General features: G+C 64.3%; 16 protein-coding genes and 1 tRNA gene. 11 read left to right on the forward strand and 6 right to left on the reverse strand.

The genetic code is table 11. The annotated features are described in order from the left end of the window. Nucleotides 1-36 precede the first annotated feature (36 nt). Complete coding sequence (locus NMG10_RS25135) at nt 37-2163, reverse strand: methyl-accepting chemotaxis protein (protein WP_232857166.1); 2127 nt, start codon at nt 2161-2163, stop codon at nt 37-39. A gap of 56 nt (nt 2164-2219) precedes the next feature. Beyond that, nucleotides 2220-3572 carry an APC family permease gene (locus NMG10_RS25140; protein ID WP_232857167.1) on the reverse strand — a complete coding sequence of 451 codons (1353 nt, stop codon included), beginning with the start codon at nt 3570-3572 and terminating at the stop codon, nt 2220-2222. A 427-nt stretch (nt 3573-3999) separates the two neighbouring features. On the opposite strand from NMG10_RS25140, the gene NMG10_RS25145 reads away from it, so the two are divergent. Then, a complete protein-coding gene (locus NMG10_RS25145) occupies nt 4000-5511 on the forward strand; it encodes a YdgA family protein (RefSeq protein WP_232857168.1) in 1512 nt (503 codons plus the stop codon). A 280-nt stretch (nt 5512-5791) separates the two neighbouring features. Next, complete coding sequence (gene nadA, locus NMG10_RS25150; RefSeq protein ID WP_203651281.1) at nt 5792-6850, forward strand: quinolinate synthase NadA; 1059 nt, start codon at nt 5792-5794, stop codon at nt 6848-6850. Nucleotides 6851-6992: 142 nt separating this feature from the next. Here nadA and NMG10_RS25155 read toward each other — a convergent pair whose 3' ends face one another. Beyond that, nucleotides 6993-8429 (reverse strand): M48 family metalloprotease, encoded by a 1437-nt coding sequence (locus NMG10_RS25155; protein WP_203651283.1) that lies wholly within the window; start codon nt 8427-8429, stop codon nt 6993-6995. A gap of 107 nt (nt 8430-8536) precedes the next feature. On the opposite strand from NMG10_RS25155, the gene NMG10_RS25160 reads away from it, so the two are divergent. Both NMG10_RS25160 and NMG10_RS25165 read left to right on the forward strand, forming a co-directional pair. Beyond that, on the forward strand, nt 8537-8776 hold the full coding sequence (locus NMG10_RS25160) for a sulfurtransferase TusA family protein (RefSeq protein WP_028692991.1): 240 nt from the start codon (nt 8537-8539) through the stop codon (nt 8774-8776). A 20-nt stretch (nt 8777-8796) separates the two neighbouring features. Beyond that, the gene (locus tag NMG10_RS25165; protein WP_232857170.1) at nt 8797-9867 is read left to right on the forward strand and encodes an AI-2E family transporter; all 1071 of its coding nucleotides are present in this window, start codon (nt 8797-8799) and stop codon (nt 9865-9867) included. A gap of 112 nt (nt 9868-9979) precedes the next feature. Here NMG10_RS25165 and NMG10_RS25170 read toward each other — a convergent pair whose 3' ends face one another. Next, on the reverse strand, nt 9980-10453 hold the full coding sequence (locus tag NMG10_RS25170; protein ID WP_232857172.1) for a peroxiredoxin: 474 nt from the start codon (nt 10451-10453) through the stop codon (nt 9980-9982). 10 nt (nt 10454-10463) lie between these two features. Beyond that, a complete protein-coding gene (locus tag NMG10_RS25175; RefSeq protein ID WP_028692994.1) occupies nt 10464-11024 on the reverse strand; it encodes a glycine cleavage system protein R in 561 nt (186 codons plus the stop codon). A gap of 261 nt (nt 11025-11285) precedes the next feature. Here NMG10_RS25175 and dapA point away from each other — a divergent pair, with 261 nt between their 5' ends. The 5 genes from dapA (at nt 11286) to NMG10_RS25200 (ending at nt 14986) form a co-directional block, all read left to right on the forward strand. Next, the gene (gene dapA, locus NMG10_RS25180; RefSeq protein ID WP_203651288.1) at nt 11286-12173 is read left to right on the forward strand and encodes a 4-hydroxy-tetrahydrodipicolinate synthase; all 888 of its coding nucleotides are present in this window, start codon (nt 11286-11288) and stop codon (nt 12171-12173) included. A 17-nt stretch (nt 12174-12190) separates the two neighbouring features. Next, nucleotides 12191-13306: an outer membrane protein assembly factor BamC gene (bamC, locus tag NMG10_RS25185; protein WP_232857173.1), complete on the forward strand. Its 1116-nt coding sequence runs from the start codon at nt 12191-12193 to the stop codon at nt 13304-13306. After that, nucleotides 13307-14065, forward strand: a complete 759-nt coding sequence (locus NMG10_RS25190) for an MBL fold metallo-hydrolase (RefSeq protein WP_232857174.1) — start codon at nt 13307-13309, stop codon at nt 14063-14065. It begins immediately after the preceding gene. Nucleotides 14066-14094: 29 nt separating this feature from the next. Beyond that, on the forward strand, nt 14095-14805 hold the full coding sequence (purC, locus tag NMG10_RS25195) for a phosphoribosylaminoimidazolesuccinocarboxamide synthase (RefSeq protein ID WP_016392503.1): 711 nt from the start codon (nt 14095-14097) through the stop codon (nt 14803-14805). 91 nt (nt 14806-14896) lie between these two features. Further along, nucleotides 14897-14986 (forward strand) — tRNA-Ser (locus tag NMG10_RS25200). 105 nt (nt 14987-15091) lie between these two features. Here NMG10_RS25200 and NMG10_RS25205 read toward each other — a convergent pair. After that, a complete protein-coding gene (locus NMG10_RS25205; protein WP_254465327.1) occupies nt 15092-15445 on the reverse strand; it encodes a hypothetical protein in 354 nt (117 codons plus the stop codon). A 440-nt stretch (nt 15446-15885) separates the two neighbouring features. Between NMG10_RS25205 and NMG10_RS25210 the strand changes: the two genes are divergently transcribed. Both NMG10_RS25210 and NMG10_RS25215 read left to right on the forward strand, forming a co-directional pair. Then, nucleotides 15886-16365, forward strand: a complete 480-nt coding sequence (locus NMG10_RS25210) for a hypothetical protein (RefSeq protein ID WP_186715496.1) — start codon at nt 15886-15888, stop codon at nt 16363-16365. An 11-nt stretch (nt 16366-16376) separates the two neighbouring features. Then, entirely contained in the window at nt 16377-16619 is a 243-nt protein-coding gene (locus NMG10_RS25215) for a hypothetical protein (RefSeq protein WP_186715498.1), read from the forward strand. Nucleotides 16620-16727 lie beyond the last annotated feature (108 nt).

A 16727-nucleotide genomic window follows, 5' to 3' on the forward strand; every position in this document is an offset into this window, starting at 1 on the left:
CTTGCGATCAAGATCAAGATCAAGATCAACCAACGGCTACACTCGGAACTGCTCCATCAATACCTGCTGCTGGTTGGCCAAACGGTTCAGTGCCTGGCTGATCCGCGCCGATTCGTCGGCCTGACCTGCCAACGACTCGGTCACATCACGTATCCCCGCCACGTTACGGTTGACCTCCTCGGCCACGGCGCTCTGTTCCTCGGCCGCCGAGGCGATCTGCAGGTTCATGTCGGTGATCACCGCCACCGCCTCGCCGATCCGCTGCAGCGCCGGCAACGTCTGCTCCATCTGCGCGGCGCTGTCCTGGGCCTGACGCTGGCCGGCGTGCATCGCGCCGACCACGTCCTGGGTACCTTGTTGCAACCCCTCGATCACCTGGCGGATCTCCTCCACCGAGACCTGCGTACGCTGGGCCAGGTTGCGCACCTCGTCAGCGACCACCGCGAAACCACGCCCGGCTTCACCGGCGCGGGCGGCCTCGATGGCGGCGTTGAGCGCCAGCAGGTTGGTCTGCTCGGCGATGGCGCGAATCACCTCGAGCACCGAGCCGATCTGCTCGCCACGGCTTTCCAGGGCGCGGGCCTCGTCCATGGCCGCGTTCATGCCGCCGGCCAGCTCGCCGATCGCCTCGCGAGTGGCGGCCACCCGTGCCAGGCCATCACGGGTCGCCTGGTCGGCGCCGCGCGCCGCTTGTGCCGCCTGGGCGGCATTGTGGGCGACGTCGTGGGCCGTGGCGCTCATCTCGTTGGCGGCGGTGGCCACCTGCTCGATCTCGCGGTGCTGTTGCTGCATGCCGTCACTGGTCTGGCTGGCGATCAGCGCCGACTGGTCGGCGGTGCCGCGGGCCTCCTGCAAGGAGCCCTTGAGCTGGGCGATCACCGGCTGGAGCTTGTCGAGGAAACGGTTGAACCAGCCGGTCAGCTGGCCCAGTTCGTCGTTGCGGGCATAGTCCAGGCGTCGGGTCAGGTCGCCTTCGCCACTGGCAATGTCCTTCAGGCGCGCGGCCACGGCCAGGATCGGCCGGGTCACGCCACGGGCGGTCAGCCACACCAGCAGCAGCCCCAGCACGGCAGCGCCCAGGCCGATCAGCAGGCTGACCAGGTTGGCGCTCTGGTTCTGGCTGTCCAGGCGTTGGTTGAGGGCGACGGCGGGGGCCTGCAGCACCTGTTCGGGCAGCTCGAGCAGGACCTGCCACGGCGCCGCGCCGGGGATCGGGGCGAAAGGCCGGGAAATGCGCATGGTGCCGCCGTCCAGACGCTCGACCGCCTGCCCGGCGCGCAGCGAGTCGGCCAGGGCGGTGGCGCTGGCGCCGAAGGCCTGCTGCACGGTCTTGCTCAGCTGGCTGGCGTCCTGGCTGTGGCCGGCGAGCAGGCCCGAAGGGCTGACGATGCTGACCTGGCCCTGGCCATCGAACAGCTCCTGGCGGCCGGCCAGGCTCAGTTGCTGCAGATTGTCCAGGCCGATGTCCAGGCCGACCACGCCCACCACCTTGCCGTTTTCCAGCAGCGGCAGGGCGATGCTGGTCATCAGCACCTGGTGGCCGTTGACCTCGTCGAAGTACGGGTCGAGCACACAGGCCTTGGCGGTCTCCAGCGGGCAGGTCAGCCAGCGGTTGTAGGGCGAACCGTTGGCGCCGATGCTGGTGTCGGCGAGCATCGACTCGGGCATCGCCTCCACCTCGAGGTTGCCGGTGCCGGGCTGCGACCAGTACAGGGAGAAGCGGCCGCTGTCGTTGCTGGCGTTGTCGACCTGGCCGACGAAGCGGGCGTCCTGCTGGTCCAGGGCATTGGGCTGGAACACCAGATACAGGCCGATCAGGTCGGCGTTGCCAGCCAGGGCGGCACGGGCCTCGCGGCTGAGTTCCGTGCGCAGGTCGGCGCCGCCACGGGCCTTGAGTGCCTGCACCAGGCGGGCGAAGCCGTTGCCGTACTGGTAGGCGTCCATGAAATAGCGCTGGATTCGCAGGGCCTGGGTCTCGCCGTGGGCCTGCAGGCGCAGACGGGCGCTGTGGTCGAGCAGCTCGGTGTTGGCCTGGAACACCTGCTCGGCGCTGCGTCGGGCCTGGGTGAGCGAAGTGGCCACCAGCAGGGCGACGATGGCCAGCAGGCACAGGCCGGCAAGCAGGGTGATCTTCCACTGGATGGAGAGACGGCGCAGCAACATGGGCTTTTCCTTCTCGGGCAAACAGGACGCCCGCGGTCAGGCGGGCGTCGGCGGGGTCAGTCGGCGATGCAGTTCGGTGGCGCTACCCTGAAGGCCTTGGTCAGCCAGGCCAGGTAGAGCACGCCAAGCAGGGCCCAGACACCGCCGAACAACAACGAGTGTTCGTTCAGGTCCAGCCACAGCGAGACGATGATGCAGAAGCCTATCGTCGGCGCCACCAGATACTTGAGGTTGTTCGTCAGGCCCTTGTTCCGGCCCTCGCGGATGTAGCAATGGTTGATCACCGACAGGTTGACGAAGCTGAAGGCCACCAGCGCGCCGAAGTTGATCACCGAGGTGGCGGTGACCAGGTCGAAGAAGATCGCCGACAGCGAGATCAGGCCGACCACGGCAATGTTCAGCACCGGGGTCTTGTAGCGCGGGTGCAGGCGGGCGAATACCCCGGCCGGGATCACGTTGTCGCGGCCCATCACGTATAGCAGGCGCGACACGCTGGTCTGCGAGGCCAGGCCCGAGGCGATGGTGTTGATCACCGTGCATGCGATGAACACCGATTGGAACAGCTTGCCGCCGACGTACAGGGCGATTTCCGGCAGGGCCGCTTCCTGGTCATGGAAGCGCGCCATGGTCGGGAAGTAGGCCTGGATGAAGTAGGACACGCCGATGAACACCACGCCGCCGATCAGCGCGGTGAGGAAGATCGCCCGGGGGATGGTCTTGCCCGGGTCGCGGGTCTCTTCCGACAGGCAGGTCACCGCGTCGAAGCCCAGGAACGAGAAGCACAGGATGGTCGCGCCGGCGGCCAGGGCGGCGAACTGGGTCTGGTCGTCGGCGAACGGCACCAGGCTCCAGGCGGTGCCCAGCCCTTCGCCGTGGTCCAGGCCACGCCAGCACAGGTAGATGAATACACCGATGATCGCCACCTGCACGGCGACGAACAACAGGTTGAAGTGCGCCACCAGGTTGACGCTGCGCATGTTGATCAGGCTGATCAGGGTGACGAAACCGGCCACCCACACCCAGGCCGCTACCTCGGGGAACATCGCCGAGAGGTAGAGCTTGGCCAGCAGCGCGTTGACCATGGGCAGCAGCAGGTAGTCCAGCAGCGACGACCAGCCCACCAGGAAGCCCACGTGCGGGTTGATGGCGCGCTGGGTGTAGGTATAGGCCGAGCCCGATTGCGGGAAGCGCCGCACCAGGGTGCCGTAGCTCACGGCGGTGAACAGGATACCGGCCAGGGCCAGGAGGTAGGCGCTGGGCACGTGCCCGGCGGTGATGCCGGAGACGATGCCGAAGGTGTCGAACACGGTCATCGGGGTGAGGTAGGCCAGGCCGATGATCACCACATGCCAGAGACGCAGGGACTTGCGGAATTGGGCGTTGCCGGGGGCGCTGTGGTCAGGCTGCATGCGGGCGCTGCTCCTTGATCGAAACAACGGGCACGGCGTATGACGGGCACGACAAGGTCGAGCGGATGGGCTCCATGTTGTTCACCTTTTATGTTGGAGCTGCGGGGTGCGCGAAATAAACAACGATGGTCGTTTGAGTGTCAAGTTAAACATGACAGAGTGCCAAGTGTATGGAAGGTGAATCGGTTTATTTGGCCGTTATGCATTGCTTTTGGCCGATTGAGCAGATCGTAAGTCGATTTTGATGTTCGTAAAAATTGACAATTTTTCTTTGGCAAACCAAGTGCCCGGCTGTGCGTCGACACACAAAATGCCTCACGCATTACCGCGTGGGCCGGGTGCCAATGGTATTCTTGCCATCTGCGCGCGGCCTCGTTTCCGTGGACCGCTCAAACGACCTCCTTATGGACAGCAATCGGTTCTATTCATGAAGAAATCAGTAGGCATCCTTTCCGGTCTGGCCGTGGCCATCGCCGTCGCAACCACCACTGGCGCCTGGTACACCGGCAAGCAGTTGCCCGCGGAGCTGGAGCGTTCCGTCGCCCGCGGCAACGAAGAGCTGAAGAAAGCCCTGGCCGGCAACGGCGGCAGCATGACCATCGAGCTGGTCTCGCTGGACCAGCACTTCTTCACCAGCACCGCGCACTACCGCCTGAAGGCCGAGAACGTGCAGCTCGGCGAAGCCGAGGCATTGAACTTCCAGGTGGGCGTGACCGACCAGATCGAGCACGGCCCGTTCCCCTGGTCGCGGGTCAAGGCCTTCAAGCTGATGCCGGTCATGGCCACCAGCAACAGCACGCTGGACAAGGATGACTTCACCAGCGGTTGGTTCGCCGCCGCCGGCGACAAGCCGCCGGTCACCGCCCAGGTCAGCCTCGGCTATGGCGGCAGCGTCGACAGCGACATCCGCCTGGCGCCAGTCACGCTCAAAGAGGACGGCGGCAATGTCCTGGACTTCTCCGGCCTGCAGCTCGCGCTGCGCGGCGACCGCGAAGGCAAGGCAGTGGAGATCCACAGCAGCGCCGAGCACCTCGAGCTGAACTTCGTCGACGAGCAGCAGGCGCCGGTGAAGATCCTGCTCAACGGCTTCAAGGCCGGTGGCAAGCTCACTGAGACCGCCCACGACATGGTCTATGTCGGCAACTTCGACCTGGCCCTGGCCGACACCCAGGTGACCTTCGGGCCGAAGCAGGAAGTGCTGGTGCTCAAGGGCCTGCAGCAGAACAACTTGTACAACGCCGAGGGCGAGGCCAAGGACAAGCTGGCCGGGCGCCTGGAATACAAGGTCGACGACATCAGCTACGCCGGCCGCAAGGTGGGCAGCGCAGAGATGGTCCTGACCATGAAGTCCATCGACATTCCGGCCATGCAGGCGCTGATGGAGTGGTACCAGACCCAGCTGCCGCAGATGCAGCAGGCCGCCGCTGATGGCGAGGCTCCAGCGCTGGAAATGAGCCCCGAGGAGCAGGCCAAGGTCCAGGGCGACCTGCAGAAGCTGCTGGTGGCCAAGCCGCAGGTGGCGGTGGAGAAGCTGGCGTTCAAGACCGCCAATGGCGAGAGCCACTTCAATCTGGCGATGGATTTTGCCAGCCCGAGCTCGTTCGACCTGCCGCCTGACCAGTTGGGCAAGCAGCTGCTGACGCAACTGAAGGCCAAGCTCAGCGTTTCCAAGCCGATGGTCGCCGACCTGGCCACCTTGCAGGCGCTGCTCGAGGGCGAGACCGATGCCCAGGCCATCGCCCAGCAGTCCAGCCAGGCCGGTGAGATGGTCGGCATGATGGCGCTGCAGAGCGGCATGGCCACGGTGCAGGGCAGTGATGTGGTGTCGAGCCTGCAATACGCCGACGGCATGGTCGACTTCAACGGCAAGAAGATGACCGTCGAAGAGTTCGCCATGCTGATCAGCGGCCACCTGGCGGCACTCCAGCCGCAGGGCTGATCGCTGGCTCGCGGTCCCTTTCGCGGGGCAAGCCCGCTCCCACGAAGTCGCCATGAACTGGATGGCTTCGTGGGAGCGGGCTTGCCCCGCGACTGCATTGGGGCGGCCAACGCAAAAACCCCTTTTGCATCCCTCCGATTGCCTGTAGCCTTCGCGTCCGATAAGAATCCGCGCCCGCAGAGGGGCCGAGACGCTGGCCGTCCGGCACCATTAGCCGATCTGCCAGGGCCGGGTGATACACTCGACTGACGCGCTCAAGCGCCCCGCAGGTCCAGCGATCATGACCCAGATTTCCGAACGCCTGTTGGTCCAGGCCCACCTCGATGCCAAGCAGCCCAACCCGCTGACGCCCGCGCAGGAGGCCGAGTACCGTGCGGCCATCGCCGCCGAGCTGAAAAAGCAGAACGCCGTGCTGGTGGCCCACTACTATTGCGACCCGGTGATCCAGGCCCTGGCCGAGGAAACCGGCGGCTGCGTGTCCGACTCGCTGGAGATGGCGCGTTTCGGCAAGAACCACCCGGCGCAGACCGTGGTGGTGGCGGGTGTACGTTTCATGGGCGAAACCGCGAAGATCCTCACCCCGGAAAAACGTGTGTTGATGCCCACCCTGGAGGCGACCTGCTCCCTCGACCTGGGCTGCCCGGTCAAGGAGTTCTCGGATTTCTGCGACCAGCATCCCGAGCGCACCGTGGTGGTTTACGCCAACACTTCCGCGGCGGTGAAAGCACGGGCCGACTGGGTGGTGACCTCCAGCTGCGCCCTGGAGATCGTCGAAAGCCTGATGGACAACGGCGAGACCATCATCTGGGGGCCGGACCAGCACCTGGGCCGCTATATCCAGAAGCAGACCGGGGCCGACATGCTGCTGTGGGACGGTGCCTGCATCGTTCACGAAGAGTTCAAGTCGCGCCAGCTGGCCGACATGAAGGCGCTGTACCCGGACGCGGCGATCCTGGTTCACCCGGAGTCGCCGGAAGCGGTGATCGAACTGGCCGACGCGGTGGGTTCCACCAGCCAGCTGATCAAGGCGGCGCAGACCCTGCCGAACAAGACCTTCATCGTCGCCACCGACCGCGGCATCTTCTACAAGATGCAGCAGCTGTGTCCGGACAAGGAATTCGTCGAGGCGCCGACCGCCGGCAACGGCGCGGCCTGCCGCAGCTGCGCGCATTGCCCGTGGATGGCGATGAACACCCTGGAACGCACGCTCGACTGCCTGCGCAAGGGCAGTAACGAGATCTTCGTCGAGCCTGCGCTGATTCCCAAGGCGATCAAGCCGCTGAACCGCATGCTCGACTTCACCCAGGCGGCGCGGTTGAAGTTATCAGGCAACGCCTGACATCACCTTGTAGGAGCGGCCTTGCGCCGCGAAAGGGCCGCAGAGCGGCCCCAGGATGTTCAGGGTCACGCAAAAAACAGGGGCCGCTCTGCGGCCCTTTCGCGGCGCAAGGCCGCTCCTACAGGGTTATCGGTTCTGACGCCTAGCGGCCCATCATCTCCTTGACCATCCGCTGCTGCTCCATGATCTCGCGCTGGCGCTGGTCGATCTGCGAGGCCAGCGGGAAGTTGCTGCCCGAGCGGCGCTTGGCGTAGTCGAGCTGCTGGATCGCCTGGTCGAAGTCGCCAACCAGGGTGAAGTACTCGGCGCGGGCGCGGTGCAGGCCGATGGTGTTGCCCGACAGCCCTCGCACTTCGGCGACGTCGTACCACACGTCCGGGTCGTCCGGGCGGTTCTTGACCAGGTCGTCCAGCACCTTCTCCGCCTCGGCCGGCTTGTTCTGCTTGATCAGCAGGTCGGCGCGCACCTGTTTCAACGGATAGTTGGCCGGGTACAGCGCCTGCATGCGCTGGGCGCGTTGCTGAGCGTCGGCCAGGCGGTTGTTGGTGATGTCCAGGTCGATCTGCGCGAGGTTGTAGGTAATGTCGTTGGGCGCCTTGGCCAGCAGCGGCTTGAGGTTCTCCCGCGCTTCGTTGAGCTGGCCACCCTTGATCTGTGCCAGCGCCAGGCCATAGCGCGCGGCGTCCATCTGGGGATTCTCGTCGAGCTGGGCGCGGAAGCGCTTGGCGGCCAGGCCCGGGGTGCCTTCATAGGTGAGCTGTACCCGTGCACGAATCAGCTGGTAACGCAGGCTGTCCTCGACGCCCCCCTTGGGCGCCTGCTCGGCACGGTTACGGGTATCGGCTACCCGCGACTCGGTCACCGGGTGGGTAAGGAGGAATTCAGGCGGCTTGGCGTCATAGCGGTACTGGCGCGCCAGGCGTTCGAACATGCTGGGCATGTTGCGTGGGTCGTAACCGGCCTTTTCCAGGTTCTGGATACCAATACGGTCGGCTTCCTGTTCGTTCTGTCGGGAGAAGCGCCGCTGCTCCTGGATCGCCGCCGCCTGGGTGCCGGCAATCACACCGATGCCGGCATCGCCGCCACCGCCGGCGGCCAGGACGATACCGGCAAGCAGCGCGGCCATCATGGGCAACTGCATGCGCTGCTGGGCTTCGACGCCACGGGCGAAGTGGCGCTGCGACAAGTGCGCCAGTTCGTGAGCCAGCACCGAAGCATACTCGCCTTCGGTCTGCGCATTGAGGAACAGACCGCCGTTGACCCCGACGATGCCGCCGGGCGCGGCGAAGGCGTTGAGTTCCTTGCTGTCGATGAGGATGAACTCCAGGCGCCGGTCCTGCAGCTGGCTGGTCTCGGCCAGTTTGTACACGCTGGTCTCGACGAAGTCCTTGAGCTGCGGGTCGTTCAGCTGGTTGACTTGGCCGCGCAACAGGCTCAGCCAGGCGCGACCGAGCTGGTGTTCCTGTTGCGGCGAGACGATCGCGGAGCTGGCGTCGCCCAGTGACGGCAGGTCGTCAGCGTGGCCGGGAAGGGCCATCAGGCAGGCCAGCGTCAACAGGGTAGGGCGCAGTAGATTCATGCAGAAGCTCGCGTCGGTCAAAAGCCTTACTGTAGCCGGGTCGCGCGATGCCGACCAGTGGCGGTATCCTACCAGACCTTTCTGTCCATACCCCGGAGACGCGCCCGATGAGTGACACCCCGACCAGCGACGCCGAGCTTGACGCCAGCGGGCTGAACTGCCCGTTGCCGCTGCTCAAGGCCAAGATGGAACTCAATCGCCTGGCCAGTGGCGCGGTGCTCAAGGTGATCGCCACCGACGGCGGCTCCCAGCGCGACTTCCGCACTTTCGCCCAGCTGGCCGGTCATACGCTGCTGCACGAAACGGCCGAGGCCGGCGTGTACACCTACTGGCTGCGCAAGGCCTGAGTCTTTCCCAAGGATCGTCAATGTTCAAAGTGCTTCGCGACTGGATGCAGCGCTACTTCTCCGACGAGGAGGCCGTGGTGCTGGCGGTCCTGCTGTTCCTGGCCTTCACCGTGGTGCTGACCCTGGGCGGCATGCTTGCGCCAGTGCTGGCGGGCATGGTCCTGGCGTTCCTCATGCAGGGGCTGGTCAATGCCCTGGAGCGTTTGAGGGTGCCCTCCAGGCTGGCGGTCTGGATGGTGTTCGCCCTGTTCATGGGCGCCCTGGCGGTGTTCATGCTGGTGCTGGTGCCGCTGCTCTGGCATCAGCTGATCACCCTGTTCAACGAACTGCCGGGGATGCTCGGCAAGTGGCAGTCGCTGTTGCTGCTGCTGCCCGAGCGCTATCCGCACCTGGTGTCGGACGAGCAGGTGCTGCGCGCCATCGAATCGGTGCGCGGCGAGATCGGCAAGTTCGGCCAATGGGCGCTGACCTTCTCGCTGTCGAGCCTGCCGTTGCTGGTCAACGCCATGATCTACCTGGTGCTGGTGCCGATCCTGGTGTTCTTCTTCCTCAAGGACCGCGAACTGATCGGGCGCTGGGTCAGCGGCTATCTGCCGCGTGAGCGCACGCTGCTCAACCGGGTGGGCGATGAGATGAACCGGCAGATCGCCAACTATATCCGCGGCAAGGGCATCGAGATCCTGATTTGCGGGATCGCCACCTATATCGCCTTCATCAGCCTGGGCCTGAACTATGCCGCCTTGCTGGCGCTGCTGGTGGGCCTGTCGGTGGTGGTGCCCTATGTCGGCGCGGTGGTGGTGACGGTGCCGGTGACGCTGATCGCGCTGTTCCAGTGGGGCTGGGGCGACCAGTTCATCTACCTGATGGCGGTGTACGCAATCATCCAGGCGCTCGATGGCAACGTGCTGGTGCCGCTGCTGTTCTCCGAGGCGGTGAGCCTGCACCCGGTGGCGATCATCTGCGCGGTGCTGCTTTTCGGCGGGCTGTGGGGGTTCTGGGGGATCTTCTTCGCGATCCCGCTGGCGACGCTGTTCAAGGCAGTGTTGGACGCGTGGCCGCGGCAGGACAGGTCTGTGGCGCCGATGTTGTAGGTCTGGGGCTGCTTTGCAGCCCTATCGCGGCACAAGGCCGCTCCTACAGGGGAACGCGATTCCTGTAGGAGCGGCCTTGTGCCGCGATAGGGCGCAAAGCGCCCTCAAGATCTCAAGCCTTATCGAGATTCTGCGCGGCCGCCAACACCGCATCCACATGCCCCGGTACCTTCACCCCGCGCCATTCCTGGCGCAGCACACCGTCCTTGTCGATCAGGAAGGTGCTGCGGTCCACGCCCAGGTATTCCTTGCCGTACAGCTTCTTCAGCTTGATCACGTCGAACAGTTGGCACAGCGCCTCGTCCTTGTCGCTGATCAGCTCGAAGGGAAACGCCTGCTTGGCCTTGAAGTTTTCGTGCGACTTGATGCCATCGCGCGACACGCCGAACACCACGGTGTTGGCCGCCTGGAACGCCGCGTGCTGGTCGCGGAATCCCTGGCCCTCGGTGGTGCAGCCCGGGGTGCTGTCCTTGGGGTAGAAGTACAGCACCACCTGCTGGCCCTTCAGGTCAGCCAGGCTGACGGTCTGGCCGCTGGTGGCCTGGACCTGGAAATCGGCGACGGGTTGGTCGAGTGCTACGGCCATGGGGGTTTCCTTACATGGGGTTCTGTGGGCGCCACGGTTCGATCAGCGCGTCCAGGTTCAGAGCGTCGGCGAAGTCGAGGAACTGGTCGCGCAGCCAGCTGATCTGGGTGCCGGCCGGCAGGATCACGGTGAACTGGGCGTTGAGCATGCTGCTGCCGGTTTGCGGCGCGAGGTAGGTGTCGCAGGTCATCGCTTCGAGCTCGACGCGGTGGTCGAGGAAGAACTGGCACAGCTCGTTGATGATGTCCGGGCGATAGGCGGCGCTGACGTAGGCCACGTAGGGCAGGGCCTGCGGGCGCACTTCCTGATCGGCGCTGCGCACCACGTCCAGGGTCAGGCCGTGCTTCTTGCCCAGGCCCGGCAGGGTGGCTTCGAGGCGGGCCAGGGCATCCCAGCTGCCGCCGACCTGCAGCACCAGGGCGCTGGTCTCGCCGTGGCGCGACAGGCGCGAGGTGACCACCGCACAGCGGTTGTCGAAGGCCGCGCGGCTGAGAACGTTGGCCAGCTCCATGGGGTTGGGGCCCAGGGCGCTGATGACGAGGAATTGTTCGCGAACGGTGGGGGTGGACATGCAGCATTCCTAAAGCGATGAGCGGTCGATGCAGGACGGGGGCAAAGCCTCCTTTTTCAGCAGGGCCCGGGCCGGTTTTGGCGGCTGTGGACGCAGGCCGGGAGCACTGTCGACGGCCCGGCGGGCCGTGCTGCACCGATCAAAGGATCAAGGGTAGCGAAAAGCGGCGCGAAGGGGAATGCTCCGCCCGCCTGCTTCGCTTGTGCAAGGCCGATGGCGCCAGTACCATTACCGCTCTCTTTTTCCGGCAGGAGCAGTTACATGATTGCGGGCAGTATGGTGGCATTGGTCACTCCCATGGATGCACAAGGGCGTCTGGACTGGGACAGCCTCGACAAGCTTGTAGACTTCCACCTGGAAAACGGCACCCACGCGATCGTAGCTGTCGGCACCACCGGCGAGTCCGCCACGCTGGATGTCGAAGAACACATCCTGGTCATCAAGCACGTGGTCGAGCGGGTCAAGCACAGCAAGAAGCGGATCCCGGTGATCGCCGGTACCGGTGCCAACTCCACTGCCGAAGCCGTGCACCTGACCAAGAACGCCAAGAATGCCGGCGCCGACGCCTGCCTGCTGGTGGTCCCGTACTACAACAAGCCGACCCAGGAAGGCCTGTACCAGCACTTCAAGCACATCGCCGAAGCCGTCGACATCCCGCAGATCCTCTACAACGTGCCCGGCCGCACCTCCTGCGACATGCAGGCCGACACCGTGATCCGTCTGTCGAAGGTCAAGAACATCATCGGCATCAAGGAAGCCACCGGCGACCTGGTCCGTGCCAAGGCCATCCTGGACGGCGTCGACAAGGACTTCATCGTCCTGTCCGGCGACGATCCGACCGCCGTCGAGCTGATCCTGATGGGCGGCAAGGGCAACATCTCCGTCACCGCCAACGTCGCCCCGCGCGAAATGGCCGACCTGTGCGAGGCCGCCCTTGAGGGCAATGCCGAGAAGGCCCGCGCGATCAACGAAAAACTCATGCCGCTGCACAAAGACCTGTTCTGCGAAGCCAACCCGATTCCGGTGAAATGGGCGCTGGTGCAAATGGGCCTGATGCAGCAGGGCATTCGCCTGCCACTGACCTGGCTGAGCGAAGGCTGTCACGAAAAAGTCCGTACTGCCTTGCGCCAGTCCGGCGTACTGGTTTAATCGAGGAAGTACACCGCATGAAGCGACTGGCTGGTCTTTCCGCTCTCGCCCTGATCATCTCCAGCACCAGCGGGTGCGGCTGGCTGTGGGGCGAGGATGGCTATTTCCGCGACCGTGGCAGCGACTACCTGCAGGCGCAACCGACCGCGCCGATGCAGCTGCCGCCGGACGCCAGCAACGTCAAGCGCCTGGATCCGCTGCTGCCGATCCCGCGCAACGTGGCCGATGATCGCGCCACCGGCGAGTTCGAGGTACCCCGTCCACAGCCGCTGTCGGCCACCGCCGGCATCAGCGATTTCAGCCTGCAGCGCAGCGGCAACAGCCGTTGGGTGCTGGCCCAGCGCTCGCCCGCCGAAGTCTGGCCGGTGACTCGCCAGTTCTTCGAGGACAACGGTTTCCGCATTGCCGAAGAACGTCCGCAGACTGGCGAATTCAACACCACCTGGCAGCGTTTCGACGAGCTGTCGGCCTCCCTCGGCCAGCGCCTGGCCAGCACCTCCAGCAGCCCGGACAGCGAAGTCCGTGTGCGGGTGCGCATGGAGCCCGGCGTGCAGCGCAACACCTCCGAGGTGTATGTGGTCAGCGTCGAGCGTCCGGCCGGCAGCACTGCCGAGCCTGACTTCCCGTCCGCCTCCAGCAACACCGGCACCGACGCCCTGCTGGTCGACGAAATGCTTGCCAGCATGAACCGCAGCGCCGAGAAGGGCGGTTCGGTCTCGCTGCTGGCCGCGCGCGACTTCGATGCCCCGAGCCAGGTCAGCCTGAGCGAGGACGGCAGCGGCAACCCGGTGCTGTTCCTGGGTTCGGACCTGGACCGCGCCTGGTCCGGCGTCGGCCGCGCCCTGGAACAGGGCGAGTGGCGTGTCGAGGACATCAACCGCAGCCTGGGCCTGTATTACATCAACCTGTCCGAGAAGCCTGACGACAAGCAGAAGGAGCCTGGCTTCTTCAGCCGCCTGTTCGGCAGCGAGCCGAGCAAGGAAGAGCGTGAAGCCCGTGCCGAGCGCTACCAGGTGCGCCTGAGCAAGGTCGGCGACAACGTCCAGGTGACCGTCGAGAAGAACATCAACACCGTGGCCCCGGCCGATGTCGCCCGCCGCGTGCTGAGCGCGATCCAGGACCACCTGGGCTAAGTGCGCTTCGCGGTTCTAGGAAGCGGTAGCCAGGGAAACGGCACGCTCATCGCCAGTGGTGAAACCTTCATCCTGGTCGACTGCGGCTTTTCCCTGCGCGAGACCGAGCGGCGCCTGGCGCTGCTCGGGGTGTCGGCCGCGCAACTGAGCGCGGTGCTGGTGACCCACGAACATGCCGACCACGTGCATGGGGTGGGGTTGCTCTCGCGCCGCTACAATGTACCGGTCTACCTCAGCCAGGGCACATTGCGCGGCATGCGCAAGCCGGTCGAGGTGGCCGGTTTTCTCGGTTGTGGCGATGTGTTGCAGATCGGCGATCTCAAGGTCAGCGCGGCACGGGTCGAGCATGATGCCTACGAGCCGCTGCAGTACGTGATCAGCGATGGTCGTCGACGTTTCGGCATGCTCACCGACCTGGGCAGCTACGACGCCCGGCTGTTGGAGCGCTATCAGGGGCTCGATGCCCTGCTGATCGAGGCCAACCACTGCCGCGACCTGCTGGCCCGTGGGCATTACCCGCATTTTCTAAAGCTGCGGGTCGGCGGCAGCCAGGGACATTTGAACAACCACCAGGCCGCGAGCCTGGTGGCCGAGTTGGGCTGGCAGAACCTGCAGCACCTGGTGCTGGCCCACCTCAGCAGCAAGAACAACCTGCCACATCTGGCCCGCCAGTGCTTCGTCGACGCCCTCGGGTGCGATCCGGACTGGCTCCAGGTGGCGAATCAGGAACATGGGCTCGACTGGCGCCAAATCGCCTAGCCCACCCACTCAAGCAAGCGGAGCCCATCATGGAAAAACGCGACGAACTCTACCGCGGCAAGGCCAAATCGGTTTACCAGACCGACGACGCCGACCGCTTGATCCTGCTGTTCCGTAACGACACCTCGGCGTTCGACGGCAAGCGCATCGAACAACTCGACCGCAAGGGCATGGTGAACAACAAGTTCAATGCCTTCATCATGCAGAAGCTCGAAGAAGCCGGCGTGCCGACTCAGTTCGACAAGCTGCTGGGCGACAACGAGTGCCTGGTGAAGAAACTCGACATGATCCCGGTCGAGTGCGTGGTGCGTAACTACGCCGCCGGCAGCCTGGTCAAGCGCCTGGGCGTGGAGGAGGGCATCAAGCTGGAGCCGTCCACCTTCGAGCTATTCCTGAAGAACGACGAGAAGGGTGATCCGTTCATCAACGAATCCCACGTTGTCGCCTTCGGCTGGGGCACCGCCGAGCAACTGGTCGAGATGAAGAAGCTGTCGCTGAAGGTCAACGAAGTGCTGAGCAAGCTGTTCGACGACGCAGGCCTGCTGCTGGTCGACTTCAAGCTGGAGTTCGGCGTGTTCCACGGCCAGATCGTTCTGGGCGACGAATTCAGCCCGGACGGCTGCCGCCTGTGGGACAAAGAGACCCGCAAGAAGATGGACAAGGACCGCTTCCGCCAGGGTCTGGGTGACGTGATCGAAGCCTACGAAGAAGTTGCCAAACGCCTGGGCGTGCCGCTGTAAGCGGCGCGTTCACGCAAGCGCCTGATACCACGCGAATTTTTTTCAAAAAAGGTTTGCCAGAAACGAAATCGCTGGTATGATGCGCGCCATTGGAGAGATGCCGGAGTGGTCGAACGGGACGGATTCGAAATCCGTTGTACTGGCAACAGTACCTAGGGTTCAAATCCCTATCTCTCCGCCATACGCGAAGTAGCCGAAGCCCCCGAAAACGTTGAGTTTTCGGGGGCTTTGTCGTTTCAGGGGGGGCGCATGAGGGCAGTTTTAGGGCAGATGGAGCGGTTTGCCTTTACTCGTCGGCAGCGATGTGAACTGAGCTGGGGGCCTCTATCGCGAGTGATGACAGGGGCGGGAAGGCGATGTCGCCTTTACCTGTTTGATAGAACGTCACGCTCAGAGCCGCCACCGTTACACCCAGCGCAACAGCGGTAAGCATGGCTCCCCAGATATTCAGCTTCAGACTCCCCAATCGATCAATGTCGCGGCGCACACCTGCGATCGAGTCGTCCAGGCGCTTTTCGCGCTCACTCTGGGCAACGAGAAAACCATCGATTTTCGACGCGATGGCTTCTACCCGAGCGTCCATCTTGATCTCGATGGTCTCGAGCTTGGCGTTGAGTTCGTCACGGGGCAGGTCATTCATGGTTGCGGTACCCATCCTTTTTACTGGCGAGTCATGTCTACCCAGGCTCATGCCTGCTGCATAGAGCCGTTGAAAATAGTTGGCCCAGGGCTCCTGCAGCTGCCTGTCTGGCATATCGTTATGAGGCATCTAGCCCTCCGCTTCGAATAGCGCCTGAGGCACCACGCTCTGCTCGTCCATGGTCTTCGATGCTTTCGGGCATCATCCATACGGCTTGTGGGGCATCTGCAATGTTCTTGATAGTGCTGTCGATGAGGCCGCGATGAGGAGAGACTAGAGCGCTACCTGGTCAGCGGCAATGCTTCGGCGGGCCTGGATGCGCGATTCGGAAATGGACTACTCGCAACAGGGCAGCAGGCTGGCATAGCCAAATGCCACCGTTTGCGTACCTGCCGCGCCTTGTAGAGAATCGCACCCTTTGCCTCGAAAGGATGCGTGCAATGAAGTTCGAAGGGACTTTTCAATACATGGGCAATCACGGGATCGTCTTCAACGTCTCGCAGATCACCCTGACCGACAGTGAGCGCGGACGCCTGCGCGAGCTGCATTTCGGTGAGGCGAGAAGCGCCCATTACGAGGTCAACAGCAAGGTCGTCGAGACCTACGACAGGATGCTGGCCAAGGGGCTGCCCTGCGTGATGAAGATCGGTATCTCCAAGCCTTTGACCCGCCAGCAGGGCGATACCCTCAATGCCCAGCGCACCAAGGTCGCCAACCTTGCCGCCTCGGCGTTCGCCGCCGCCGCGAGTTCTGTAGCATCGCCCTATGTTGGCGTGCCGGTGGGCGCTGGGGTGCGTGCCTATGCCAATGACATCCTGCCCACCTACCATGCCGGCGATGTACTGGTCAGCATCGAGGCGCAGGTCAATGGCGGCATCGGGCCGCAGCACACCACCTCGACCCTGATCATCAAGACCTGAGGGAGACGCCTGTGTCCGAAATTACCTATGCGGTCATCGCCCTGGTGCTTTACGGCCTGTTGGATCGGTTTCTCAGGCCTTACTCGCTGCGCAAGTGGCTCGGGGTGGCGCTGGCGGTGGTCGGTGTCGTTGGTTGCATCGTTGTCAGCCAGGCCCGTTCCTTCGGGTTGGACCTGGGATTGCTGTCGGTGCTTGCCACGGGGGTGGGCGTGGGCCTGTTCGTGAGGCGGCGGCGATTCGAGCAAGTTGGTTGAAGCGATAAAGGTCCTTGCAGGTATCTTGGCTGAGGTTTTTCAAGGTGTTCGACGTTAGCGTTGCAGCGCCTATCAGATCGAGCGCCGCCCGCGCGGCGCATCGCGACG

The sequence above is a fragment of the Pseudomonas sp. DVZ6 genome (assembly GCF_024259445.1).
GTDB lineage: Bacteria > Pseudomonadota > Gammaproteobacteria > Pseudomonadales > Pseudomonadaceae > Aquipseudomonas > Aquipseudomonas peradeniyensis.